Here is a 22,479-nt window from a genome sequence, read left to right on the forward strand (position 1 = left end):
CCTAGCCTACGGCGGCGGATCAGCGGACGGCGTGGCCGGTCGCGCGGAGCGCGGCCTTGACGTCCCCCACGGTCATCTCGCCACGGTGGAAGACGCTGGCGGCGAGGACTGCATCCGCACCCGCGTCGACGGCCGGGGCGAAGTGCTCGACGCGACCCGCGCCTCCCGAGGCGATCACCGGGACGGACGAGACGGCGCGCACCGCGGTCACGAGTTCGAGGTCGAACCCGTTCTTCGTGCCGTCGGCGTCGATGGAGTTGACCAGCAGTTCCCCCGCGCCGCGCTCGACGGCCTCGCGTGCCCACGCGATGGCGTCGAGGTCGGACTCGGTCCGCCCGCCGTGGGTGGTCACCACGAAGCCCGAGGGCATCCGGTCGGACCGCTTGACGTCGAGCGACAGCACGACTGCCTGGGCGCCGAACCGGTCGGCGATCTCGCCGATGAGCTCGTGCCGTGCGATGGCTGCGCTGTTCACGCCGATCTTGTCCGCGCCGCACTGCTGCAGCCGCGAGACGTCGTCGACACTGCGCACCCCACCGCCGACGGTGAGCGGGATGAAGACCTGCTCGGCCGTCCGGGTCACGGTGTCGTACATCGTCGCGCGGTTCTCGACCGTGGCGCCGACGTCCAGGAAGGTCAGCTCGTCGGCACCCTGCTCGTAGTAGCGAGCCGCGAGCTCGACGGGGTCACCGGCGTCCTGGAGGTCCAGGAAGTTGACGCCCTTGACGACGCGACCGCCCTTGACGTCGAGGCACGGGATGACCCGCACCGACACGCCACCGGCGGTCACAGGCGTGCGGCGTGGATCGGGCTGACGAGGATCGCCCGGGCGCCGAGGTCGTAGAGCGCGTCCATGATGAGGTTCGCGTCGTCGCGCGGGATCATCACGCGGACCGCGGCCCAGTCGCGGTCGTGCAGCGGCGACACGGTGGGCGACTCGATGCCGGACGCCACCGCGGTCGCCTGCTCGAGCAGGGCCGTGGGGACGTCGTAGTCGAGCATCACGTAGCCACGGGCGACGAGCACGCCCTGCAGACGCCGGCGCAGCACGTCGATGCCGGGGATGGTCTCGTCGGTGGAGACGAGCACCGCGGTCGACTCGAGGATCACCGGGCCGAAGATCTCGAGGCCCGCCTGCCGGAGCGTGCTGCCCGTCGACACGACGTCGGCCACGGCGTCGGCGACCCCGAGCCGGACGGCGCTCTCGACCGCGCCGTCGAGCTTCACGAGCGTGGAGCTGACCCCGTGCTCGGCGAGGAACGCACCGACCAGTCCGGGGTAGCTCGTGGCCACGCGCACGCCGTCGAGATCCTGCAGCGAGGCGAACCGACCCGGGGTGCCGGCGAACCGGAAGGTGGAGTCGGCGAAGCCGAGCGCGTCGACCTCGTGCGCCTCGGACCCGGAGTCGAGCAGCAGGTCGCGGCCGGTGACGCCGACGTCGAGCGCGCCGGACCCCACGTACGTGGCGATGTCCCGCGGGCGGAGGAAGAAGAACTCGACGCCGTTGCGCTCGTCGAGCAGGTGCAGCGCCTTCGGGTCGCGGCGGCCGGCGTACCCGGCCTCCCGCAGCATGTCGGACGCGGTCTCGGACAGGGAGCCCTTGTTGGGCACGGCGATGCGGAGCATCAGTGGGTCTGCTTTCTGTGGGGTCGTCGGCGGTCGTCGGTGCGCCGGGCGGCGCTTCCTACAGATGTCGCCAGACGTCCGCCGGGGTGAGCCCCTTGGCGACCATGAGGACCTGGAGGTGGTAGATCAGCTGCGAGATCTCCTCCGAGGTGCGCTCGTCGCCCTCGTACTCGGCCGCCATCCAGACCTCGGCGGCTTCCTCCACGATCTTCTTGCCGATCTGGTGCACGCCGGCGTCCAGTTCGGCGACGGTGCCGGAGCCCTCGGGGCGCGTGCGCGCCTTCTCGGTGAGCTCCTGGAACAGGTCGTCGAACGTCTTCACGGGGTCCAGGCTACCGGTCTCCGCCGACGCTCCCGACGCACCGTCCGGACGGGAGGCAGTGGTCGCCCCGGTGACGCCGGTGCGCTCCGGCGCTCCCCCGGTCACGAGCGCGCCCGAGCGGCGGCGTCACGCAGGTCGGCGATGCGCGCGGCGGGTTCGCCGCCGTAGACCGCGGAGCCCGCCACCAGGGTGTCGGCACCGCTCCGGACGGCATCGGGCACGGTGTCGACCGCGATCCCGCCGTCCACCTCGAGCCAGACGTCGAGCCCCGAGGCGTCGACGGCGGCGCGGGCGTCGGCGAGCTTCGGCATCACGGACGGCATGAAGGACTGTCCGCCGAACCCGGGCTCGACCGTCATCAGCAGGATCATGTCGTAGGCGTCGAGGTGGTGCAGTACCTGCGTGATCGGGGTGCCGGGCTTCACGGCGACGGCCGCGCGGGCACCGTTCGACCGGATCGCGGCGGCGGTGGCCACCGGGTCGTCGGCTGCCTCGAAGTGGAACGTGACGCTCGACGCACCGGTCTCGGCGTACTTCGGCGCGTTGCGATCGGCGTCGGTGATCATCAGGTGCACGTCGAGCGGCACCGGCGACACCTGCTGCAGCCGCTGCACGATCGGCAGCCCGAGCGTCAGGTTCGGGACGAAGTGGTTGTCCATCACGTCGACGTGCACCAGGTCGGCGGTCTCGATGCGCTGGAGTTCGCGCTCGAGGTTCGCGAAGTCGGCGGACAGGATGCTCGGCGAGATGCGGATCGTCACCGGGCAAGCCTACCGGCGCGCCGTGGGCCGGGGCCTCAGTCGACGCGACGGAACAGCGCGATGAACATCGCGTCCGTCCCGACGCGGTGCGGCCACAGCTGCGCGGTCGCACCGTCCGCGATCTCGGGGTCGCGTGCGGCGACGCCCCGGACGATCGTGGCGGTGTCGAGCTGCTCGAGCCGGTCACCGTGCCGCCCCATCAGGGCGTCGACCTGCCCGCGGGTCTCGGCCAGGTGCGGCGAGCACGTCACGTACGCCAGGGTCCCGCCCGGTGCGAGCACCCGCACGGCGGCGTCGAGCAGTTCGGTCTGCAGGGCCGCGAGCTCCTCGACGTCCTCGGGGAGCTTCCGCCAGCGTGCCTCCGGCCGGCGACGCAGCGCGCCGAGCCCGGTGCACGGGGCGTCGAGCAGGATGCGGTCGAAGGTCATCCCGGTGCCGTCCCGGCCGTACCGACGGGCGTCGCCCTCGACGACCCGCACGTGGTCACCGAACACACCGAGGGCGTTCCGCACGAGTCCGGCGCGGGCGGGCACGAGCTCGTTGGCGACCAGGGTCGCCCCGCCCTGCTGCGCCTCGGCGGCGAGCAGCGCGGCCTTGCCGCCGGGCCCGGCGCACATGTCGAGCCACCGCTCCCCCGCACGCACGTCCGACGAGCGGCTCAGCGCCAGCGCGGCGAGCTGCGACCCCTCGTCCTGCACGCGCAGGCGTCCGGCGGCGACGCCCGGCACGCGCGCCGGGTCGCCGCTGATGCCGCGGATGCCGACGGGCGACACCGGCGCGGCATCCGCCTGCACGACGGGCTCGTCGGCCCGGACGGGAGGCACGGTGCCGGTCGCGCCGTCGGCCTCCGGTTCGTCGTCGGCCGGCACCAGGGCCGCGGGCACGTCGTCCGCACCGGTCGCGTCGGCGAACGCGGCGTCGGTGTCGTCGTCCGGCGTGGTGCGGGCGGTCGCGGTGGCGATGTCCTCGTCGGTGGCGAGTCCGGGCAGGGCCGCGAGCTGCACCCGGGGTGCTGCGTTGTCGGCGGCGAGCAGGGCGGCGAGCTCGTCGCGCGAGCGTTCGGCGGCCAGGGCGTCGCGGAGCGCCGAGACGACCCAGACCGGGTGCGACCAGCGGGTGGCGAGCAGGGCGTCCCCGGCGCGGCCCTCGGTGATCAGGGCGTCCCACTCCTGATCGGTGCGGGCGGCGATCTTGCGCATCACGGCGTTCACGAACCCGGTGGCGCGGCGGGCGCCGACCTCGCGGGCGAGCTCGACCGTGGCGTCGACGGCCGCGTGCGTCGGCGTGCGCATGGCGAGCAGCTGGTGCGCACCGAGGCGCATCACGTCGAGGACGTCCGCCTCGATGTTCTCGGCCCGGCGACCGGAGGCCAGCGCGATGATCACGTCGTAGCGGCCGAGCATCCGGATCGAGCCGTACGTGAGCTCGGTCGCGAACCCGGCGTCGCGAGCGGTGAGACCGGCGCGGCGGATGCGCGTCGGCAGCAGCAGGTTCGCGTAGGCGTCGTCGACCTGCACGGCGCGGAGCACGTCGAACGCCACGCGGCGGGCGCTGGCCGGACGCGGGCCGCGGCGGGCACCCTGGGGCTTCGTCTGGGGGCTCATGCGAGGACCTTCCCGTCCAGTTCGCCGAGGCCACGGGCCCAGGCGGCGGCGTCCATCGCCTTCTTGCCCGCCGGCTGCACCTCGAGCAGCACGAGCGGGGTGTCGGCGGTCCCGACCAGCAGCCGACCGCCGTGGAGTGCGAGCGCACCCGGCGCGAGCGACGGGGCGGGGTCCTGCGTGCCTCCCGGCCGGAGTGTGCTGCGGAGCAGCTTCACGCGGGTCTCGCCCAGGTGGGCGTACGCGCCGGGCTCGGGCGTGACCCCGCGCAGCCGCGCGTGCACGACGGTGGCGGGCACGGCGAAGTCGATGCGGCCGTCGTCGATCGTGAGCTTCGGGGCGACCGTGGGCTCGCCGGACTGCTCGGTCGCGACGGCGGTGCCGGCGGCGATGGCGTCCACGACGTCCGCCACGACGTCGGCGCCGACCTCGGCCATCGCGGCGAGGACCTCGCCCGAGGTCGCCTCGGGGTCGATCTCGAAGGGCCGCGCAGCGTGGACGGGGCCGGCGTCGAGCGCCTCGACCAGCTGGAAGACCGTCGCGGCGGTCCGGGTGTCGCCGGCCATCACCGCACGCTGCACGGGAGCCGCACCGCGGTACGCCGGCAGGTCGGAGAAGTGCAGGTTGATCCACCCGTGCCGCGGGGCGTCGAGGGCCGGGCGGCGGAGCAGGGCGCCGTACGCGACGATGACGCCGAGGTCGACGTCGAGGTCCGCGATCCGGACGGTGACGGCGTCGTCGACGCGCGAGGCCTCGATGACGGGCAGTCCGAGCTCGGCGGCGACGACGGCCACCGGGGTCGGGGTGAGGACACGCTTGCGGCCCTGCGGGGTGGCCGGCCGCGTGAGCACCGCGACGATCTCGTGGTCGGACGCCGCCAGACGGCGGAGGGTGGGGACGGCCGCAGCGGGGCTGCCGGCGACGACGAGACGCATGGGTTCGATCCTCCCACGCCGACCGGCCCACCCGACCCCGACGCCTGTCCGGGGCACGCGGTGCTCGGCACTGCCTGTGCACCAGCAGAGCGTGGGCTGCGTACGTTGTGGCTGCATCGACGGAAGGAGCACCATGACCGACCGAGACCTGCCCATCCCGGACTTCGACCACGTCCCGCTCGGCAACCTGACGGAGCACCTGACGGCCCTCGACCGCGAGCAGCTCGAGGTGCTGCTCGACCACGAGAACGCCCACGGCGCACGGTTGCCGGTGCTGGAGCGGATCCGTCACCGGATCGAGGCCCTGGACGGCGGTGCGGAGCCGACCGGTTCCGTGCCGGAGCACCTCCCCGAGACGTCTGCGGGGGCCTCGGCACCCGCGGACGTCACGCCGGCCACCGCCGGTCCGACGATCAACCCGCCGTCCCACGGCGTGCCCACCAACCCCGCGCAACCGCGCTGAGATCAGGAGACACCATGAGCGACGTCACCACCGCCACCAACCGCTACGCCGGTTCGTCCGTCCAGAAGGCCGCCCTCGTGGTCGGCATCGTGTTCCTGCTCGTCGGGATCGCCGGGTTCATCCCCGGCATCACGACCGGCGACCTGGCCGGGGCCGGACACGAGTCGATGGGCATGCTGCTCGGCATCTTCCAGGTGTCCGTGCTGCACAACATCGTGCACCTGCTGTTCGGCGTCGTCGGACTGATCGCCGCCAACCGTGCCTCCGGCTCGCGGATGTACCTGGTGATCGGCGGGATCGTCTACTTCGTGCTGTGGATCTACGGCCTCTTCACCGCCGGTCACAGCTCGGGTGCGAACTTCGTCCCGCTGAACAACGCCGACAACTGGCTGCACCTCGTCCTCGCCATCGGCATGGTCGCCCTCGGCGTCGTGCTGCCCCGCGAGCGTCGCCGGCCCGCCAACGCCTGACCGGCCCGCACCAGCCCGTCGCCACTCGGCGGCAGACCCTGAACGACACCGCCGACGTCCGACGACGTCGGCGGTGTCGTTCTGCGTCGGGGCGCTCGCGGTCGGGCCCACGCGGGCCCGGCCGGGTCAGACCTCGGAGAACGGTTCGGCGTCGTCCAACCGCACCCGCAGCGTCGGAGCGGCGCGTCGGCGGTTGCCGCCCTTGAGCACCCGCCTGGTCGACGAGCGCCGGATCACCTCGGCCTTGAGCGTCGCGGCGACCTCGGCCCCGTGCGCGTACGGGAACCGCACGATCGCCCGGACCGTGCCCGGCAGGGCGTCGTCCTCGACCGGGACCGGACCGAGCACCGGACCGACGACGGCGTCGCCGAGCGCTTCGACCGCAGCGGTGACGGCTTCGTCGGTGCCGGTCATCGTCGCGACCCGGACCGCCGGCGGGAAGTGCAGTTCGCGGCGGTCGGTCAGCTCGTCGTGCGCGGGCCCGTCGAGTCGCCACAGGGCCATCGCCGAGGCCAGCCGACCGCCGATCCCGACCAGGTACACCTCGGCACCGGGGGCCGACTTCGCCGCCGCGTTCGTCCAGAAGCGCAGGACGTCCTCCTGCACGCGCAGCCCCTCGCGGGCGAGCATCTTCTCACCGTCCAGCAGCAGCACGCAGGCGTAGCCCCCCGGCACCGACGGCTCGGCCCCACGGGTGGCGACGACGACGGAGGGCCGGGCGGGGACCTCGTCGAGCGGGCGTGAGCCGTCGGCGACGACGATCCGGGTACCGGGGAACGCCCGCCCGAGTTCGTCGGCCGTCCGTTGCGCCCCCTGGCCGACCGGCTTGACGGTGCCGTTGCCGCACGTCGGGCAGCGGAACCCGACGGCCAGCGCGCCGCAGAACCGGCACTGCGGCGTGGCGCCACGGTGCGGGCTGCCGAGCGGCCCGCCGCAGACGCGGCAGTGCGCGCGTTCGCCGCATTCGGCGCAGACCAGCCCGGTGCCGAAGCCCGGGCTCGCGACCTGCACCAGGACGGCACCGTGCTGGCTGGCCTCGCGCGCGGCACGCCAGGCGGAACTCGGGATGCGGGCCTGTGCGGCGAACCCCTCGGCCCCGGTCTGCTGCACGGTGGGGATGACCTTCGGGGTCTTCACGCGGTGGGGCACGACGTCCTGCAGCCAGTGCAGCTCGACCAGTCGCTGCACGTCGGTGCTGCGCGCGTGCGAGACGAACAGCAGGGCGGCACCGGACTGGGCGGCCCGCACCAGGGCGACGTCGCGCGTGTGCACGTAGGGCGCCCGCTGCTCGATGAACGAGGCGTCGCCGTCGTCCCACATGGCGATCAGCCCGAGCTCGGTCGCCGGCGCGTACACGGCCGTGCGGTTGCCGATCGCGACCACCGGGTGCGTGCGGGCCTGCAGCAGGGCCTTCGCGCGCTGCCCGTTCGTCTGCTTGGCGTCGAACCGCACCACCCGCTCCGGTGGCAGCACGGCGAGCAGAGCACGCTCGAGGTCGATGACGTCGCGGAAGTCCGGCACGGCGATCACCGCGGACTGCTCGGCCGCCACCGTGTGCGCGGCCGCCTGGGCGAGCGTCGCGGCCCAGCCCGGGACCCAGACCGGCTCGCCCGCGTCGCCCACCGCCACGGGCTGGGGCACGGCGGCGACCGCGGCGCGTCCGTGCTCCGTCACCACGGCCTCCAGGACGCCGTCGGCGTAGCCGGTGACGGGCGGGGCGCTCACCGGCGGGGGCGACCACGCGGTGTCCCGGGCGAGCCAGGCCTTCTCGGCGCGCACCTGCCGCGGGGGCACGGCGAGGCGCAGGACGTCGGAGGCGACACCCGCGGCCCGGTCGGCGACGGCGCGCGCGAGGGCCCAGATCTCCGGCGCCAGGACGGGCACCGGGGACAGGACGGCCTCGATCTGGCTGAGCTCCCCCGGGTACTCACCTTCGGTGACGATCTCGACCACGTAGCCGTCGGACATCCGTGCCCCGGTGCGCAGCGGCACCTTGACGCGGACCCCCGCGACGCAGTCGTCCTCGAGCTCGGCCGGCACCCGGTAGTCGAACAGACGGTCCAACTGCGGGAGCGGCGAGTCGAGGACGACGCGCGCGACGGTGGTCACGCGGTGCTTCAGACGGTCGCGGCGACGAGTCCTGCGGCGGCGCGGAGTTCCTCGACACGGTCGAGCTGCTCCCACGTGAACCCGGGGAGCTCGCGGCCGAAGTGGCCGTAGGTCGCGGTCTGCGCGTAGATCGGTCGGAGCAGGTCGAGGTCGCGGATGATCGCGGCCGGACGCAGGTCGAACACCTGGCGGATGGCTGCCTCGATCGTGGCGTCGTCGACGTGTCCGGTGCCGAAGGTCTCGACGTAGAGCCCGACGGGCTTCGCGCGGCCGATCGCGTACGCGACCTGCACCTCGAGCCGGTCGGCCAGCCCCGCGGCGACCGCGTTCTTGGCGACCCAGCGCAGCGCGTACGCCGCCGAACGGTCGACCTTCGACGGGTCCTTGCCGCTGAACGCGCCGCCACCGTGACGGGAGGCCCCGCCGTAGGTGTCGACGATCACCTTGCGGCCGGTGAGCCCGGCGTCGCCCTGGGGGCCACCGATCTCGAAGCGACCGGTCGGGTTCACGATGACGTCGACGTGCGACGAGTCGAGGTCGACCAGGTCGAGGACCGGACGGATCACGTGTTCGGTGATCGCCGCGGTGAGCTCGTCGAGCGTGACGCTCGGCGAGTGCTGCGTGGAGAGCACGACGGTCTCGACGGTCTTCGGCACGACGCCGTCGTACCCGATGGTGACCTGGGTCTTGCCGTCGGGGCGGAGGAACGACAGCTCGCCCGACTTGCGGACCGCGGCCAGGCGCTCGGCCAGGCGGTGGGCCAGCCAGATCGCGACCGGCATGTACTCGGGGGTCTCGTTCGTCGCGAAGCCGAACATGATGCCCTGGTCGCCGGCACCCTGGCGGTCGAGCGGGTCGACCGCACCGGTGCGGGAGTCGAGCGACTCGTCGACACCCTGCGCGATGTCCGGCGACTGCGCACCGATCGAGACCTCGACACCGCACGTGGCGCCGTCGAACGAGACGTCCGACGAGTTGTAGCCGATGCCGGTGATGACGTCACGGACGAGCTTGGGGATCTCGACGTAACCGGAGGTCGTGACCTCGCCGGCGACGTGCACGAGCCCGGTGGTCACCATCGTCTCGACGGCGACGCGCGCGTTCGGGTCGACCGTCAGCAGTGCGTCGAGGATGCTGTCCGAGATCTGGTCGCAGATCTTGTCGGGGTGCCCCTCGGTCACCGACTCGGACGTGAAGAGGCGGAGAGCAGCTGCAGTCACCGGGATCAGTCGGTGGGCTGCTGCTGCTTGGTGACGGTGAGCTTGTCCTCGTTGATCTCGTGGAGCGCGACGGACAGCGGCTTGTCGTCGATCGTCGAGTCGACGAGCGGTCCGACGTTGTCGAAGAGCGAGCCCTCGTGCAGGTCGGCGTAGTAGTCGTTGATCTGGCGGGCGCGCTTGGACGCGAAGATGACGAGCGCGTACTTCGACTCGACCTTGCTGAGCAGGTCGTCGATGGGCGGGTCGATGATGCCCTGGGGGTTGGCCATGGTGTCTCCTCGAAGTCAGTGCACCCGTCAGGGCGCAGAGAACAAGTCTACGACCTCACGTGCCGCGGTGCCGACATCGGAGTTCACGATCCGCACGTCGAACTCGTCCTGGGCAGCCAGCTCGACCTTCGCGGTCTCGAGGCGACGCGCCTGTTCCTCCGCGGATTCCGTACCGCGGCCGATGAGCCGGCGCACCAGTTCCTCCCACGTCGGGGGCAGCAGGAACACGAGCACCGCCTCGGGCATGGCGTCGCGGACCTGCCGGGCGCCCTGCAGGTCGATCTCGAGCATGACCTTCTCGCCGGCGTCGAGCGCCCGGTCGATCGGCGGGCGCGGGGTGCCGTAGCGGTACGAGTTGTGGACGGTCGCCCACTCGAGCAGCTCGCGATCGCGGATCATGCGGTCGAACTCGTCGTCGTCCACGAAGTAGTAGTGCACGCCGTCGACCTCGCCGGGGCGCGGCTTCCGGGTGGTGGCGGAGACGCTGAGGTTGACGTCCGGGTACTGCTCGCGGATGTGGGCGCTGACCGTGCCCTTGCCGACCGCGGTGGGTCCGGCGAGCACGACGAGCTTCGAGGCACCACGCTTGCGACCGCGGGCGGCGAGCCAGTCGGCCAGGGCGGCGCGCTGCCGGGTCCCCAGGCCACCGAGGCGCTTCGACGGCGCGATCCGCAGGGACCCCATGATCGCCTCCGCACGCGCGGGGCCGATGCCCGGCAGGCTCACCAGCAGGTCACGGACCCGCAGCGAGCGTTCCGCCGAGGTCGTCTCGACCAGCGAGTCGTCCCACGCGGCACGGGCGACGTCGAGCGCGGAGCGTTCCCCCGACGCGATCGCGGCCTTCACCGCGGCCCGGGCGCGTCGCGCGGCGACGGCGGCCTTCGCCGCGGCGACGCGGTCGACCTCTGGCGGGGTGCGGTGGGCGGGCAGGCCCTCGTGGTCGTCGGTCACGCTGCCGCCGCCAGTGCAGCGCGGATGCGGTCGGCGCGGGCGGTGACGAGCGCCGCGACGCCGTCCGGACCGTCGGTCAGCAGGCCGCGCGACTCACTCACGAGCACCTGCTCGGCACGGGCGCCGTACAGCGCACGGAGGTCCTCGATGCGGGCACCCTGGGCACCGAAGCCCGGGGCGAGGACCGGCGCGGAGCCGATCGCGTCCGCGTCGATGCCGAAGTCGTCGAGGTGAAGGGTCGCGCCGAGCACGAGCCCGACGTCGCCGAGGGCCTGATCGCCCACGGACCGGTTGTCGTCTGCCACGTCCAAGACGATACCGGCCGCGACCGTCCGGCCGGTACGCGGCCCCTCCGCGACGACCGCGGTCTGCAGCACCCGGGCCTCGGGGTTGCTCGTCGCCGCGAGCACGAAGACCCCCGCACCGTTCCGGCGCGCGACGTCGACCGTGCCCCGGAGCGAGCCGTACCCGAGGTACGGCGACACCGTCATCGCGTCGGCCGCGAACGGCCCGTCGCGGTCGAGCCACGCGAGCGCGTAGTCGTCACCGGTGGTCCCGATGTCGCCCCGCTTCACGTCGGCGACGACCAGGAGGCCCGCATCGCGTGCCCGGCGGACCGTCGCGTCGAGCGCACGGTAGCCCGCCACCCCCGCCGCCTCGAAGAAGGCCACCTGCGGCTTCACGATCGCAGCGCGGCCGGCGGCCGCGTCGACCATGGTCGCGCCGAAGGCGGTGAGGCCCTGCTCGTCGCGGGCGAGCCCCCACGCCGCCAGGGTGGCGGCGTGGGGGTCGATCCCGACGCAGAGCGGTGAACGCTCCCCCATGGCGGACGCGAGGCGGACGCCGAAGGAGGCCGGGCCTCCCGACCGGGTCGTGCCCACGCTGGCAGCCGTCACCAGGTCGCGCGCTCGCGCGCGTAGTCCTGCAGGCTGCGGACGTTGAGCGGCGAACCGATCGTCTCGATCGCCGCGACGGCCGCACCGATCTGCGCGATCGTCGTGAACAGCGGCTTGTCCGCCGCCACCGTGGCCGCGCGGATCTCGTACCCGTCCGCACGACCGGCGGCACCGGACGGCGTGTTGATGACGATGTCGACCTCGCCCGTGGCGAGCAGGTCGACGACGCTCTCGCCGCCCTGGCTGTACTTGCCGACGATCCCGACCTCGATGCCGTTGCGGCGGAGGATCTCCGCCGTGCCCTCGGTCGCGATGATCGTGAAGCCGAGCTGCTGCAGGCGGTGCACCGGCAGCACGATCGCGCGCTTGTCGGTGTCGGCGACGCTCACGAAGACCGTGCCGCTGGTCGGCAGGCCGCCGTACGCGGCGTCCTGCGACTTGAGGAACGCCCGCGGGAAGTCGCGGTCGATGCCCATGACCTCGCCGGTGGAGCGCATCTCGGGGCTGAGCACCGAGTCGACGACCTGGCCCTCGCGGGTGCGGAAGCGACGGAAGGGCAGCACGGCCTCCTTCACGGCGACCGGCGACTGCGCGGGCACGAACGCACCGTCACGCTCGGGCAGCATGCCCTCGGCGACGAGCTCGGCGACCGTGGTGCCGGTCATGATGCGGGACGCGGCCTTGGCCAGCGGGATGCCGAGCGCCTTCGAGACGAAGGGCACCGTGCGGCTGGCGCGCGGGTTCGCCTCGAGGACGTAGAGCACGCCGGCGCCGATGGCGAACTGCACGTTGAGCAGGCCCTGCACGCCGATGCCGCGGGCGATCTTCTCGGTCGCGTCGACCACGCCCTGGATCTCCGCGCGGCCGAGGCCGACCGGGGGCAGGGTGCACGCCGAGTCGCCGGAGTGGATACCCGCCTCTTCGAGGTGCTCCATGATGCCGCCGATGTAGAGCCGCTCGCCGTCGAAGAGCGCGTCGACGTCGATCTCCACGGCGTCGTCCAGGAACCGGTCCACCAGCAGCGGGAGCTCCGGGCCGATGATCGCCTGGTCGGCCATCCGGTCGAAGTAGTCCGCCAGCGACGGGGAGTCGTACAGGATCTCCATGCCGCGGCCGCCGAGCACGAACGACGGGCGGACGAGGACGGGGTACCCGATCTCCTCGGCCACCGTGGTCGCGCTCGCCAGGTCGTGGGCCGTGCCGTTCCGCGGTGCGAGCAGACCGGCTGCGTCGAGGATGGCGGAGAACTGCCCGCGCTCCTCGGCGGAGTCGATCGCGGTCGGGCTGGTGCCGAGGATCGGGATGCCCGCGGCCTCGAGCGGCTTCGCCAGGCCCAGGGCGGTCTGGCCACCGAGCTGCACGACGACGCCGACGAGCTCGCCGGACGCCGCCTCGGCCTCGATGACCTCGAGGACGTCCTCGGCGGTCAGCGGTTCGAAGTACAGGCGGTCCGAGGTGTCGTAGTCGGTCGACACGGTCTCGGGGTTGCAGTTGATCATGATCGTCTCGAACCCGGCGGCGCTCAGCGCGAAGGACGCGTGCACGCAGGAGTAGTCGAACTCGACGCCCTGCCCGATGCGGTTCGGGCCGGAGCCGAGGATGACGACCTTCTTGCGGTCGCTCGGGACGACCTCGGTCTCGGTGTCGTAGGACGAGTAGTGGTACGGCGTCAGGGCCGGGAACTCACCGGCGCAGGTGTCGACCGTCTTGAAGACGGGCCGGATGCCCTGGGCGTGCCGCTCGTCACGGACCTGCTGCTCGGAGACCGGTGCCGCGTCTGAGCTGCGCAGGCTCGCGATCTGGGTGTCGCTGAAGCCGTGCTCCTTCGCCCACCGCAGGGTGTCCGCGTCGAGGGACTCGGCGGCCCGGACCTCGTCCGCGACCTCGTTGATGAGCACGATCTGGTCGATGAACCAGGGGTCGATCTTCGTGGCCTCGAAGACCTCGTCCGCGGTGGCGCCCGCGACCAGGGCCTGCTGGACCGTCACGATGCGACCGTCGGTCGGGATCGACGACTTCGTCAGCAGGGCGTCCTTGTCGAGCTCGGCCGCCGGGGTGTCCCAGTGGAAGCTCGACCCGCGCTTCTCGAGCGAGCGCAGCGACTTCTGCAGTGCGGTGGCGTAGTTCCGGCCGATGGCCATCGCCTCGCCGACGCTCTTCATCGTCGTGGTGAGGGTGGCGTCGGCGGCCGGGAACTTCTCGAACGCGAACCGCGGGGTCTTCACGACCACGTAGTCGAGCGTCGGCTCGAAGCTCGCCGGGGTGACCTTCGTGATGTCGTTCTCGATCTCGTCGAGCCGGTAGCCGATGGCGAGCTTCGCGGCGATCTTGGCGATCGGGAAGCCCGTGGCCTTCGACGCGAGGGCCGACGAGCGGGACACGCGCGGGTTCATCTCGATGACGATGACGCGGCCGTTGGACGGGTCGACGGCGAACTGGATGTTGCAGCCGCCGGTGTCGACACCGACGCGACGGATGATGTCGATGCCGATGTTCCGCATGTTCTGGTACTCGCGGTCGGTCAGGGTCAGCGCGGGGGCGACCGTGATCGAGTCACCGGTGTGGACACCGACCGGGTCGACGTTCTCGATGGAGCAGATGACGACGGTGTTGTCGTAGTTGTCGCGCATCAGCTCGAGCTCGTACTCCTTCCAGCCGAGGATGGACTCCTCGAGCAGGACCTCGGTCGTCGGGCTGGACTGCAGCCCGTCGCCGACGAAGCGGACGAGTTCTGCCTCGTTGTAGGCGAACCCCGAGCCCAGGCCGCCCATGGTGAAGGACGGGCGGACGACCAGCGGGTACCCGAGGTCCTTCGCGAACTCCTTCGCTTCTTCGAGCGTGTGCGCGATGTGGCTGCGGGCGACGTCGGCGCCGGACTCGAGGACGAGCTCCTTGAAGAGCTGGCGGTCCTCGCCGCGCTGGATCGCCTCGACCTTGGCACCGATGAGCTCGACACCGTGCTTGGTGAGGATGCCGGCCTCGTCGAGCGCGATGGCCGCGTTCAGGGCCGTCTGACCGCCGAGGGTCGGCAGGACGGCGTCCGGCTTCTCGATGCGGATGATCTCCTCGAGCGACGCGTTCGTGATCGGCTCGATGTAGGTCGCGTCGGCGAAGTCGGGGTCGGTCATGATCGTCGCCGGGTTCGGGTTGACCAGGATGACCCGGACCCCCTCGGCGCGGAGGACGCGGCACGCCTGGGTGCCGGAGTAGTCGAACTCGGCGGCCTGACCGATGACGATCGGGCCGGAACCGATGACGAGGACGGAGTTGATGTCTGCGCGCTTGGGCATCAGTTCGCTTCCTTGGTGATGTCTGCTGCGGGGGTCGTGGCGTCTGCGGTGGCCGCGTCGAGCGGCTCCCCGTCGCGACGCTCGCGCACCATGTCCGCGAACCGGTCGAAGAGGTACATGCTGTCGTGCGGTCCGGCGGCGGCCTCGGGGTGGTACTGCACGCTGAACGCCGGCACGTCGAGCGCGCGGAGGCCCTCGACCACGTTGTCGTTCAGCGAGTAGTGCGAGACCTCGACCCGACCGAACCCGGCCGGCGACTCGAGGACCTCGCCGAGGGGCGCGTCGACCGCGAAGCCGTGGTTCTGGCTCGTGATCTCGACCTTGCCCGTGGTCGTGTCGAGCACCGGCTGGTTGATGCCGCGGTGGCCGAAGGGCAGCTTGTAGGTGCCGAAGCCGAGCGCGCGGCCGAGCAGCTGGTTGCCGAAGCAGATGCCGAAGAACGGCCGGCCGGTGCGCAGGCTGTCCTGCAGCAGTTCCACCTGTGCGTCCGACGCGGCGGGGTCGCCGGGGCCGTTCGAGTAGAACAGGGCGTCCGGGTCGAGTGCCGACAGTTCGGCGGCGGAGATGTCCTGCGGCACCACGTGCACCTCGAAGCCGCGGGCGGCGAGGTAGCGGGTGGTCGAGGCCTTCACGCCGAGGTCGAGCACGGCCAGGGTGCCGATCTGCTCGCCCTCGGCGGGGACGACGTAGGTCTCCGGGGTGGACACGACCGACGAGAAGCTCGCCCCGGCCATGCCGGCCTGGTCGCGCACGAGCTGCTCCTGCTCGGACGCCGGCAGTGCGGCGTCCGCACCGCTGAAGACGCCGCCCTTCATGGCGCCGGCGTCACGGATGCGGCGGGTGAGTGCGCGGGTGTCGAGCCCTGCGATGCCGACGATGCCGTCGCGCACCAGGTGGTCGTCGAGCGTGGCGTTCGCGCGGTGGTTCGACACCACGCGGCTGGGGTCGCGCACCACGTACCCGGCGACCCAGATGCGACGGGACTCGGGGTCCTCGTCGTTCACGCCCGTGTTGCCGATGTGCGGCGCGGTCTGCACCACGATCTGTCCGGCGTAGGAGGGGTCGGTCAGCGTCTCCTGGTAGCCGGTCATGCCGGTCGCGAAGACCACCTCACCGAGCGTGCGCCCACGGGCGCCGTAGGCCCAGCCGTCGTACCGGGTGCCGTCTTCGAGGACCAGGACGGCCCGTTCGCGTGTCATGCTTTCTTCCCTTCGCCCGCGGTTCGCGGAGCATCGGCCGCAGTCGCCTGCGGCCCGGTCTCGGTCAGTCCCTGCAGGGCGTGCAGCGCGGCTGCGTCGCCCTCCGGGAACCGGAAGTAGGTGTCGAGGTCCGTCGCACCTGCGGCGCCGGTCGCCGTCCATCGCAGACGGACCAGTCCCCCGGGTTCGACCACTCGGTCGATCGCCCACGTGGACCGGTCGGCGCCGCGGACCGCGTCGCGCGCGATCCAGCGGTCGTCGGTGCCGGCGAGGCGCATCACCACGCCGGTCGCGTGGACCGTCACCCCACCGCGGCCGCGGAACCCGAGGCCGCCTGCGGTGATGCGTTCCAACGGCTGGTCGGCACGGGTGGTCGCGACGGTGAACCCGTCCCACGACCCGACCGCCGGTGCCAGGTCGGCCGGCACCCGGACCGGAGGCACGGCTTCCGCCTGCTTCTTGGTCCGCGTCCGCCAGGTGCGCGCCATCGCGACGAACAGGGCGGCGACCGCGAGCAGGATCACCGCGCCGAGGAGCCAGCGCTGGGCGTCACCGCTCATGCGCGCGCCCCCGTCCGCAGCGCCGCGGCGTGCGCCGCGGCGTGCGCCGCGGCGTGCGCCGCGGTCGTCTCCGCGTCGACGACGCGGCCGTCGAGCACGGTCGCGTACCCCTGGTGGAAGGTGGCGACGACCCGGCCCGGCAGCGTCATGCCGAGGTACGGCGAGTTCTGCGACTGCCCGGCGAGGTCGGTGACCGCGAACTCGCGACTGGCTGACGGGTCGTAGAGGGTGATCTCGGCGGGGGCTCCCTCGGCGATCCGCTGCCCGTGCCCCTCGACCTGGCCGATCCGCGCCGGTGCCTCGGACAGCACCCGGGCGACGTCGGCCCAGTCGAGCCGGCCGTCGTCGACCACCGCGGCCTGCACCACGCTCAGCGCGGATTCGAGGCCGACCATGCCGTTCGCGGCGGCGGGCCACTCGCAGCACTTCGCCTCGGCGGTGTGCGGTGCGTGGTCGGTCGCGACGATGTCGATGGTGCCGTCGGCCAGGGCAGCGCGGAGTGCCTCGACGTCCTCGCGCGCGCGGAGCGGCGGGTTCACCTTGTAGCGGGCGTCGTACCCGGGGGCACCGTCGTGGCCGGCGATGAGGTCCTCGGTGAGCACCAGGTGGTGCGGCGTGACCTCGGCCGTGACGTCGATGCCGCGGGACTTGGCCCACCGGATCACCTCGACGCTGCCGGCCGTCGAGACGTGGCAGACGTGCAGGCGTGCTCCGACGTGGTCGGCGAGCAGGACGTCGCGGGCGATGATCGCCTCTTCCGCGACGGCGGGCCAGCCGGCGAGGCCGAGTTCCGATGACAGTCGGCCCTCGTTCATCTGCGCGCCGATGGTCAGCCGGGGCTCCTGGGCGTGCTGCGCGAGCACCCCGCCGAAGCCCTTGATGTACTCGAGTGCGCGGCGCATGAGCAGCGGGTCGGCCACGCAGGAGCCGTCGTCCGAGAAGACCCGGACCTTCGCCCGGGACGTCGCCATCGCGCCGATCTCGGACAGGTGGGTGCCCTGCAGCCCCTGTGACACGGCGCCGATCGGGCGGACCGTCACGTAGCCGGCGTCGTCCCCGAGGGCCTGGACCTGCTCGACGACCCCGGCGGTGTCCGCGACGGGGCTCGAGTTCGCCATGGCGTTGACGGCGGTGAACCCGCCGGCAGCCGCGGCACGCGAGCCGGTGAGGACCGTCTCGGACTCCTCGTGACCGGGCTCGCGCAGGTGCGTGTGGAGGTCCACGAGACCGGGCAGGGCGATGAGGCCGTCCGCGTCCACGGTGGTGGCGCCGGCCGTGTCGAGACCGGACCCGACCGCGGTGATGCGCCCGCCCTCCGTTCGGATGTCGGCACGCGAGCCGTCGACCAGCTGCGCGCCACGGATCAGGTGAGCGGTCATGCGGCGGACTCCTTCGCGTCGGTGCCGTTGCCGGCACTGCCCGTCAGGGCGAGGTAGAGGACGGCCATCCGGACCGAGACGCCGTTCTCGACCTGCTCGACGACGGTCGAGCGGGGGTCGTCGGCGGCGACGCCGGCGATCTCGAGACCGCGGTTCATCGGACCGGGGTGCATGATCAGCGTGCGCTCGGACAGTCGCCCGAAGCGCGCCGCCGTCAGGCCCCAGTGCCGCGTGTACTCGCGCGGGTTCGGGAAGAAGGCGTCGTTCATGCGTTCCTGCTGGATGCGGAGCGTCATGACGACGTCCGGGTCCTCGGCCAGGGCGGTGTCGAGGTCGTGGTGCACCGCGGCGCCGAACGGGGTCGGGGTGGCGGGCAGCAGCGTCGGCGGCGCGGCGAACGTCACGCTCGCCCCGAGGGTGCGGAGCAGCCACGCGTTCGACCGGGCGACCCGGCTGTGCAGCACGTCGCCGATGATCAGGACGCGCACGCCGTCGAGCCCCTGGCCGCGCGACCCGGCGCCGTGCAGGCGGCGGCGCATGGTGAAGGCGTCGAGCAGAGCCTGCGTCGGGTGCTCGTGGGTCCCGTCACCGGCGTTGACCACCGGCACGTCGATCCAGTCGGCGTCGGCCAGCACCCGTGGGGCGCCCGATGCTCCGTGGCGCATGACGATGCCGTCGATGCCCATCGCGCCGAGGGTCTGCACGGTGTCCTTCAGGGATTCACCCTTCGAGACGCTCGAGCCCTTCGCGGCGAAGTTCAGGACGTCGGCGGACAGGCGCTTCGCGGCGGCCTCGAAGGAGATGCGGGTGCGCGTGGAGTCCTCGAAGAACAGGTTCACCACGGTCTTGCCGCGCAGGGCCGGGAGCTTCCGGACCTCGCGCGTGTTGACCTCGGCCATCTCCTCGGCGACGTCGAGGATGTGGACGGCCTGGTCGCGGGACAGGTCGGCGGTCGAGAGCAGGTGCCGCATCACGCCACCCCCTGCTCGATGAACACGGTGTCGTCGCCGTCGGTCTCGGCCAGGTGCAGCGTGACCCGCTCGTCGGACGCGGTCGGCAGGTTCTTGCCCACGTGGTCCGCACGGATCGGCAGCTCGCGGTGGCCGCGGTCGACGAGCACGGCGAGCCGGACGGCGCGCGGCCGCCCGATGCCCTGCAGCGCGTCGAGCGCGGCGCGGACGGTGCGGCCGGAGTAGAGCACGTCGTCGACGAGCACGACGACCTTGCCGTCGATGCCGCCGGCGGGGATGACCGTCCGGTGCGGCGCGCGACCGATGCCGTGGCCGAGGTCGTCCCGGTGCATGGTGACGTCGAGCGTGCCGACACGCTCCGTCCCGATGCCGCCGGCGGCCGAGGACCACTCCGGCTCGATGCCTGCCAGGATCCGGCCGAGGCGTTCCGCCAGGACGGCACCGCGGGTCGGGATGCCGAGGAGCACGAGATCCGAGCCCCCGTGGTTGGCTTCGAGGATCTCGTGCGCGATGCGTGTCAGGGCACGCGTGATGTCGGGCTGTTGCAGGACCGTTCTGGTTCCCACGTCGACCCCCTTCCCCGCCTCACTGGACGGCATTAAAGGATGCTGACGTGGTCAACCCTACCGGGACTCCTGGTCTCCTGCGACCGTCCGACCGGACGGTGCGCGACCGCCGGCGACCGCCCCGAGCACGCCGTTGACGAAGCCCGCCGAGTCCTCGGTGGACAGCGACTGCGCGAGCTCGACCGCCTCGGCGATGGCGACGGCGTCGGGCACCTCCGGGTTGAACCGGAGCTCCCACACGGCCATCCTCAGGATGCAGCGGTCGAGGACCGGCATCCGGGCGATCGACCAGCCCTGGGCGTGGTCGACGATGACGGAGTCGATCTCGTGACGAGCGTCGTCGACACCGGTGACGATCTGGCGGGCGTAGTCCCAGCTGGAGGCACGCTCCGGCTGGTCCAGGTGCCGGACCGTCTCGGTGGCGAGCACGTCCGCGATCGGCAGCTCGCGCACCTCGGCCACGTACAGCATGTCGAGGGCGCGCTTGCGGGCCTTCGAACGAGCACTCATACGGTCAGCGCCTAGGAGTTGACGCGGCCGAGGAAGCTGCCGTCGCGCGTGTCGATCTTCACCAGGGTGCCGCTCTCCAGGTACAGCGGGACCTGGATGCGGTGGCCGGTCGCGATGATGGTCGCGTCCTTGGTGCCGCCGGAGGAACGGTCGCCCTGCAGGCCCGGCTCGGTCTCGACCTCGGTGACGATCGACGTCGGGAGCTCGACGTACAGCGGGTTGCCCTCGTTCATCGCGATGGTGACCATCGCGGACTCGAGCAGGTAGTTCTTGGCGTCGCCGACCACGGTCGCGGAGACCGGGATCTGGTCGTACGTGTCGGTGTCCATGAACACGTAGGAGTCGCCGTCCTCGTAGAGGAACTGGTAGTCACGACGGTCGACGGTCGCGGTGTCGATCTTCGCGCCGGCGTTGAACGTGCGGTCGACGACCTTGCCGGAGACGACGTTCTTGAGCTTCGTGCGGACGAACGCGCCGCCCTTGCCCGGCTTGACGTGCTGGAACTCGACGACCGACCACAGCTGGCCGTCGATGATGAGAACGGCGCCGTTCTTGATGTCTGTGGTACTGGCCATGAGTCGTCGGTGTCCCGTTCGGTCGTGTTGTGAAGTGTCCTCGAGCCGCGGACGGCCCCGGACGAGTGTAGCGGACGCCCGCCCGGCGACCGCAGCGGTGCGCGCCGCGGTCAGCGTCGCCGTCGGGCGAGCCAGGCGTCGATCGCCGCCCAGCCGAGCAGCGCCACCGCCGCTCCCCCGAGCAATCCGCCCGCGACCCCGGTGGACAGGGCCGCCGTCGGTCGTGCCGGCAGCGCCAGGTAGACGATCGCCAGGATCCCCGCCCCCGCGCCGAGCAGCACGAGCAGGATGCGCCGGATCATGCCGGACACGAGCTGCCGGTCGCGGCTGTCCGCGAAGAGCCGGATGTTCACCGTGAACCGTCCGGTCTCGATCGCCTCGCCGATGCGGTCCACCCGGCGGGGCAGGCGTCGTGCCGCCGACACGACGCCGAGCAGCTCCTTCGCCGCGAGGTCCCGGAGCTTGCCCGGCCGGAGCTGGTCGGTGATCTGCTCCCGGGCGAGTCCGCGGGACTCCTCGAGCAGGTCGAACGACGGTGCGAGCGTGCGGAGCGTGCCCTCGAAGATGGCCAGGGCACGAGCCGCGGCGACGAAGTCCGGCGGCGGCTTCAACCGGTACCGCCCGAAGACCTCGACCGCGTCGTCCACGGTGTCGACACCGATGCGCGCACCCGGGCCGAGCTCGTCCGCGACGAAGCGGGCGATGTCCCGACGGAAGTCGGGCTCGTCGTGCGCATCGCGCACGGGCGCCATCCGCAGGACCGCATCGGCGATCCGCGACGTGTCGTCCTGCAGGTAGGCGGCCAACAGGTCCTGGACCGTGTCCCGGAGACCCGGGTCGAGCCTCCCGACCGATCCGAAGTCGATCAACGCGGGCCGCCCGTCGGGCAGCACCAGGACGTTCCCCGGGTGCAGGTCCGCGTGGTACAGGCCGTCGAAGACGACCTGGCGCAGGAAGGCGCGGAGGATCGCGCGCATCGGCGCGTCGAGGTCGCGCTCGGAACGCTCGGCGCGGATCGCGCTGAGCGTGTCGCCCTCCAGGAACTCCATCACGAGCACACGCCGGCCGGACAGGTCCGGGTAGGGGTCCGGGAACCGGACCTCGTCCGGACGCGCGCTGCGGGCCTGGGCAGCACGCAGCGCCGTGAGGTTCCGGAGCTCCGAGACGAAGTCGACCTGCCGGATCAGGTCGTCCGCGTACTGGCCCGCGATGTCCTGCACGCCGACCTGTCGCGCCTCGGTCGACCACCGGGCCATGAACCGGACGACCCGCAGCGCGATGTCGACGTCGCGGCGCACCGCGGCGTCGATCCCCGGCCGCTGCACCTTGACGGCGACCGCGGTGCCGTCGGGCAGCCGGGCGCGGTGCACCTGCGCGATGGACGCCGCTGCGACGGGCACCTGGTCGAAGGTCGCGAAGACCTGGTCGACCGGGGCACCGAGCTCCTGCTCGAGGAGCGCACGGACCTCGTCCGCCGGCGCCGCCGTGACGTTCCGCTGCAGGTGGGCGAGTCCCTCGGTCCACTCCTCGGGCAGCAGGTCGTCGCGGGTGGAGAGCAGCTGGCCCATCTTCACGAACCCGCCACCGGCTTCCTCGAGCGCCCGGCGCAGGTGCTCGGCCTGGTCGCGACGCAGGTCCGACGTGGCCGGGTCGTGCGAGAAGTCGAGACGACGGAACGGCACCAGGTGGTGGCGGCGGGCGATCGAGAGGAGTTCGGTGAAGCGTCGACCACGGGAGCGCAGGGTGCCGGTGTCGGCATCGCGCGGGCCGGAGAGGTCGCTCAGTCGGGGTGGGGTGGGCACGCCC

The 22,479-nt window shown here is 72.4% G+C and carries 22 protein-coding genes; 2 read left to right on the forward strand and 20 right to left on the reverse strand.

Going from position 1 to position 22,479, the window contains the following annotated elements; all coding sequences use genetic code 11:
* Positions 1-19: 19 nt before the first annotated feature.
* The 6 genes from hisF to fmt all read right to left on the reverse strand — a co-directional run bounded on the left by hisF (position 20) and on the right by fmt (position 5,245).
* Positions 20-790: an imidazole glycerol phosphate synthase subunit HisF gene (gene hisF, locus DEJ30_RS02760; RefSeq protein ID WP_110858963.1), complete on the reverse strand. Its 771-nt coding sequence runs from the start codon at positions 788-790 to the stop codon at positions 20-22.
* Positions 787-1,626 carry an ATP phosphoribosyltransferase gene (gene hisG / locus DEJ30_RS02765; protein WP_110858964.1) on the reverse strand — a complete coding sequence of 280 codons (840 nt, stop codon included), beginning with the start codon at positions 1,624-1,626 and terminating at the stop codon, positions 787-789. Before hisG ends, hisF begins: the two co-directional genes overlap by 4 nt.
* A 58-nt stretch (positions 1,627-1,684) precedes the next feature.
* On the reverse strand, positions 1,685-1,948 hold the full coding sequence (locus DEJ30_RS02770) for a phosphoribosyl-ATP diphosphatase (RefSeq protein WP_027465728.1): 264 nt from the start codon (positions 1,946-1,948) through the stop codon (positions 1,685-1,687).
* A gap of 101 nt (positions 1,949-2,049) precedes the next feature.
* Positions 2,050-2,709, reverse strand: coding sequence for a ribulose-phosphate 3-epimerase (gene rpe, locus DEJ30_RS02775; protein ID WP_110858965.1), 660 nt, complete (start codon positions 2,707-2,709; stop codon positions 2,050-2,052).
* Between the two features lie 35 nt (positions 2,710-2,744).
* A complete protein-coding gene (locus DEJ30_RS02780; protein ID WP_258369789.1) occupies positions 2,745-4,313 on the reverse strand; it encodes an RsmB/NOP family class I SAM-dependent RNA methyltransferase in 1,569 nt (522 codons plus the stop codon).
* Positions 4,310-5,245, reverse strand: coding sequence for a methionyl-tRNA formyltransferase (gene fmt, locus DEJ30_RS02785; RefSeq protein ID WP_110858966.1), 936 nt, complete (start codon positions 5,243-5,245; stop codon positions 4,310-4,312). The genes DEJ30_RS02780 and fmt overlap by 4 nt, the downstream gene beginning before the upstream one ends.
* Before the next feature lie 133 nt (positions 5,246-5,378).
* Here fmt and DEJ30_RS02790 point away from each other — a divergent pair, with 133 nt between their 5' ends.
* On the forward strand, positions 5,379-5,708 hold the full coding sequence (locus DEJ30_RS02790; protein ID WP_110858967.1) for a hypothetical protein: 330 nt from the start codon (positions 5,379-5,381) through the stop codon (positions 5,706-5,708).
* Between the two features lie 14 nt (positions 5,709-5,722).
* Positions 5,723-6,178 (forward strand): DUF4383 domain-containing protein, encoded by a 456-nt coding sequence (locus DEJ30_RS02795; RefSeq protein ID WP_110858968.1) that lies wholly within the window; start codon positions 5,723-5,725, stop codon positions 6,176-6,178.
* Between the two features lie 126 nt (positions 6,179-6,304).
* Here the strand turns inward: DEJ30_RS02795 and DEJ30_RS02800 are convergent, their stop codons facing one another.
* From DEJ30_RS02800 to DEJ30_RS02865, 14 genes are all read right to left on the reverse strand, one after another.
* The gene (locus DEJ30_RS02800; protein WP_110858969.1) at positions 6,305-8,287 is read right to left on the reverse strand and encodes a primosomal protein N'; all 1,983 of its coding nucleotides are present in this window, start codon (positions 8,285-8,287) and stop codon (positions 6,305-6,307) included.
* Between the two features lie 8 nt (positions 8,288-8,295).
* Complete coding sequence (metK, locus tag DEJ30_RS02805; RefSeq protein ID WP_110858970.1) at positions 8,296-9,507, reverse strand: methionine adenosyltransferase; 1,212 nt, start codon at positions 9,505-9,507, stop codon at positions 8,296-8,298.
* A 5-nt stretch (positions 9,508-9,512) separates the two neighbouring features.
* Complete coding sequence (gene rpoZ, locus DEJ30_RS02810; protein ID WP_017887186.1) at positions 9,513-9,776, reverse strand: DNA-directed RNA polymerase subunit omega; 264 nt, start codon at positions 9,774-9,776, stop codon at positions 9,513-9,515.
* 27 nt (positions 9,777-9,803) lie between these two features.
* Positions 9,804-10,727, reverse strand: coding sequence for a guanylate kinase (gene gmk, locus DEJ30_RS02815; RefSeq protein WP_258369790.1), 924 nt, complete (start codon positions 10,725-10,727; stop codon positions 9,804-9,806).
* Complete coding sequence (gene pyrF, locus DEJ30_RS02820) at positions 10,724-11,608, reverse strand: orotidine-5'-phosphate decarboxylase (protein ID WP_258369791.1); 885 nt, start codon at positions 11,606-11,608, stop codon at positions 10,724-10,726. Before pyrF ends, gmk begins: the two co-directional genes overlap by 4 nt.
* Before the next feature lie 11 nt (positions 11,609-11,619).
* Positions 11,620-14,913 (reverse strand): carbamoyl-phosphate synthase large subunit, encoded by a 3,294-nt coding sequence (gene carB / locus DEJ30_RS02825; RefSeq protein ID WP_110858972.1) that lies wholly within the window; start codon positions 14,911-14,913, stop codon positions 11,620-11,622.
* Positions 14,913-16,112, reverse strand: coding sequence for a glutamine-hydrolyzing carbamoyl-phosphate synthase small subunit (gene carA / locus DEJ30_RS02830; protein WP_110858973.1), 1,200 nt, complete (start codon positions 16,110-16,112; stop codon positions 14,913-14,915). Before carA ends, carB begins: the two co-directional genes overlap by 1 nt.
* Positions 16,109-16,672, reverse strand: coding sequence for a hypothetical protein (locus DEJ30_RS02835; protein WP_110858974.1), 564 nt, complete (start codon positions 16,670-16,672; stop codon positions 16,109-16,111). Before DEJ30_RS02835 ends, carA begins: the two co-directional genes overlap by 4 nt.
* Positions 16,669-18,051 (reverse strand): dihydroorotase, encoded by a 1,383-nt coding sequence (locus DEJ30_RS02840; RefSeq protein WP_110858975.1) that lies wholly within the window; start codon positions 18,049-18,051, stop codon positions 16,669-16,671. Before DEJ30_RS02840 ends, DEJ30_RS02835 begins: the two co-directional genes overlap by 4 nt.
* A complete protein-coding gene (locus DEJ30_RS02845; protein WP_027465742.1) occupies positions 18,048-19,022 on the reverse strand; it encodes an aspartate carbamoyltransferase catalytic subunit in 975 nt (324 codons plus the stop codon). Before DEJ30_RS02845 ends, DEJ30_RS02840 begins: the two co-directional genes overlap by 4 nt.
* Entirely contained in the window at positions 19,022-19,621 is a 600-nt protein-coding gene (gene pyrR, locus DEJ30_RS02850; RefSeq protein ID WP_017887177.1) for a bifunctional pyr operon transcriptional regulator/uracil phosphoribosyltransferase PyrR, read from the reverse strand. Before pyrR ends, DEJ30_RS02845 begins: the two co-directional genes overlap by 1 nt.
* 24 nt (positions 19,622-19,645) lie before the next feature.
* A complete protein-coding gene (nusB, locus tag DEJ30_RS02855) occupies positions 19,646-20,098 on the reverse strand; it encodes a transcription antitermination factor NusB (protein ID WP_027465744.1) in 453 nt (150 codons plus the stop codon).
* Between the two features lie 11 nt (positions 20,099-20,109).
* Positions 20,110-20,673: an elongation factor P gene (efp, locus tag DEJ30_RS02860; protein ID WP_027465745.1), complete on the reverse strand. Its 564-nt coding sequence runs from the start codon at positions 20,671-20,673 to the stop codon at positions 20,110-20,112.
* 110 nt (positions 20,674-20,783) lie between these two features.
* Positions 20,784-22,475 (reverse strand): AarF/ABC1/UbiB kinase family protein, encoded by a 1,692-nt coding sequence (locus DEJ30_RS02865; protein ID WP_181419976.1) that lies wholly within the window; start codon positions 22,473-22,475, stop codon positions 20,784-20,786.
* Positions 22,476-22,479 lie beyond the last annotated feature (4 nt).

The sequence above is a fragment of the Curtobacterium sp. MCPF17_003 genome (assembly GCF_003224385.1).
Classification (GTDB): Bacteria; Actinomycetota; Actinomycetes; order Actinomycetales; family Microbacteriaceae; genus Curtobacterium; species Curtobacterium flaccumfaciens.

Coding starts and splice junctions, on each gene's coding strand:
- hisG (WP_110858964.1), bottom strand. CDS start 1,626: ATGCTCCGCATCGCCGTGCCCAACAAGGGCTCCCTGTCCGAGACCGCG.
- DEJ30_RS02780 (WP_258369789.1), bottom strand. CDS start 4,313: ATGAGCCCCCAGACGAAGCCCCAGGGTGCCCGCCGCGGCCCGCGTCCG.
- fmt (WP_110858966.1), bottom strand. CDS start 5,245: ATGCGTCTCGTCGTCGCCGGCAGCCCCGCTGCGGCCGTCCCCACCCTC.
- DEJ30_RS02790 (WP_110858967.1), top strand. CDS start 5,379: ATGACCGACCGAGACCTGCCCATCCCGGACTTCGACCACGTCCCGCTC.
- DEJ30_RS02795 (WP_110858968.1), top strand. CDS start 5,723: ATGAGCGACGTCACCACCGCCACCAACCGCTACGCCGGTTCGTCCGTC.
- rpoZ (WP_017887186.1), bottom strand. CDS start 9,776: ATGGCCAACCCCCAGGGCATCATCGACCCGCCCATCGACGACCTGCTC.
- carB (WP_110858972.1), bottom strand. CDS start 14,913: ATGCCCAAGCGCGCAGACATCAACTCCGTCCTCGTCATCGGTTCCGGC.
- carA (WP_110858973.1), bottom strand. CDS start 16,112: ATGACACGCGAACGGGCCGTCCTGGTCCTCGAAGACGGCACCCGGTAC.
- DEJ30_RS02835 (WP_110858974.1), bottom strand. CDS start 16,672: ATGAGCGGTGACGCCCAGCGCTGGCTCCTCGGCGCGGTGATCCTGCTC.
- DEJ30_RS02840 (WP_110858975.1), bottom strand. CDS start 18,051: ATGACCGCTCACCTGATCCGTGGCGCGCAGCTGGTCGACGGCTCGCGT.
- DEJ30_RS02845 (WP_027465742.1), bottom strand. CDS start 19,022: ATGCGGCACCTGCTCTCGACCGCCGACCTGTCCCGCGACCAGGCCGTC.
- pyrR (WP_017887177.1), bottom strand. CDS start 19,621: ATGCCGTCCAGTGAGGCGGGGAAGGGGGTCGACGTGGGAACCAGAACG.
- nusB (WP_027465744.1), bottom strand. CDS start 20,098: ATGAGTGCTCGTTCGAAGGCCCGCAAGCGCGCCCTCGACATGCTGTAC.
- efp (WP_027465745.1), bottom strand. CDS start 20,673: ATGGCCAGTACCACAGACATCAAGAACGGCGCCGTTCTCATCATCGAC.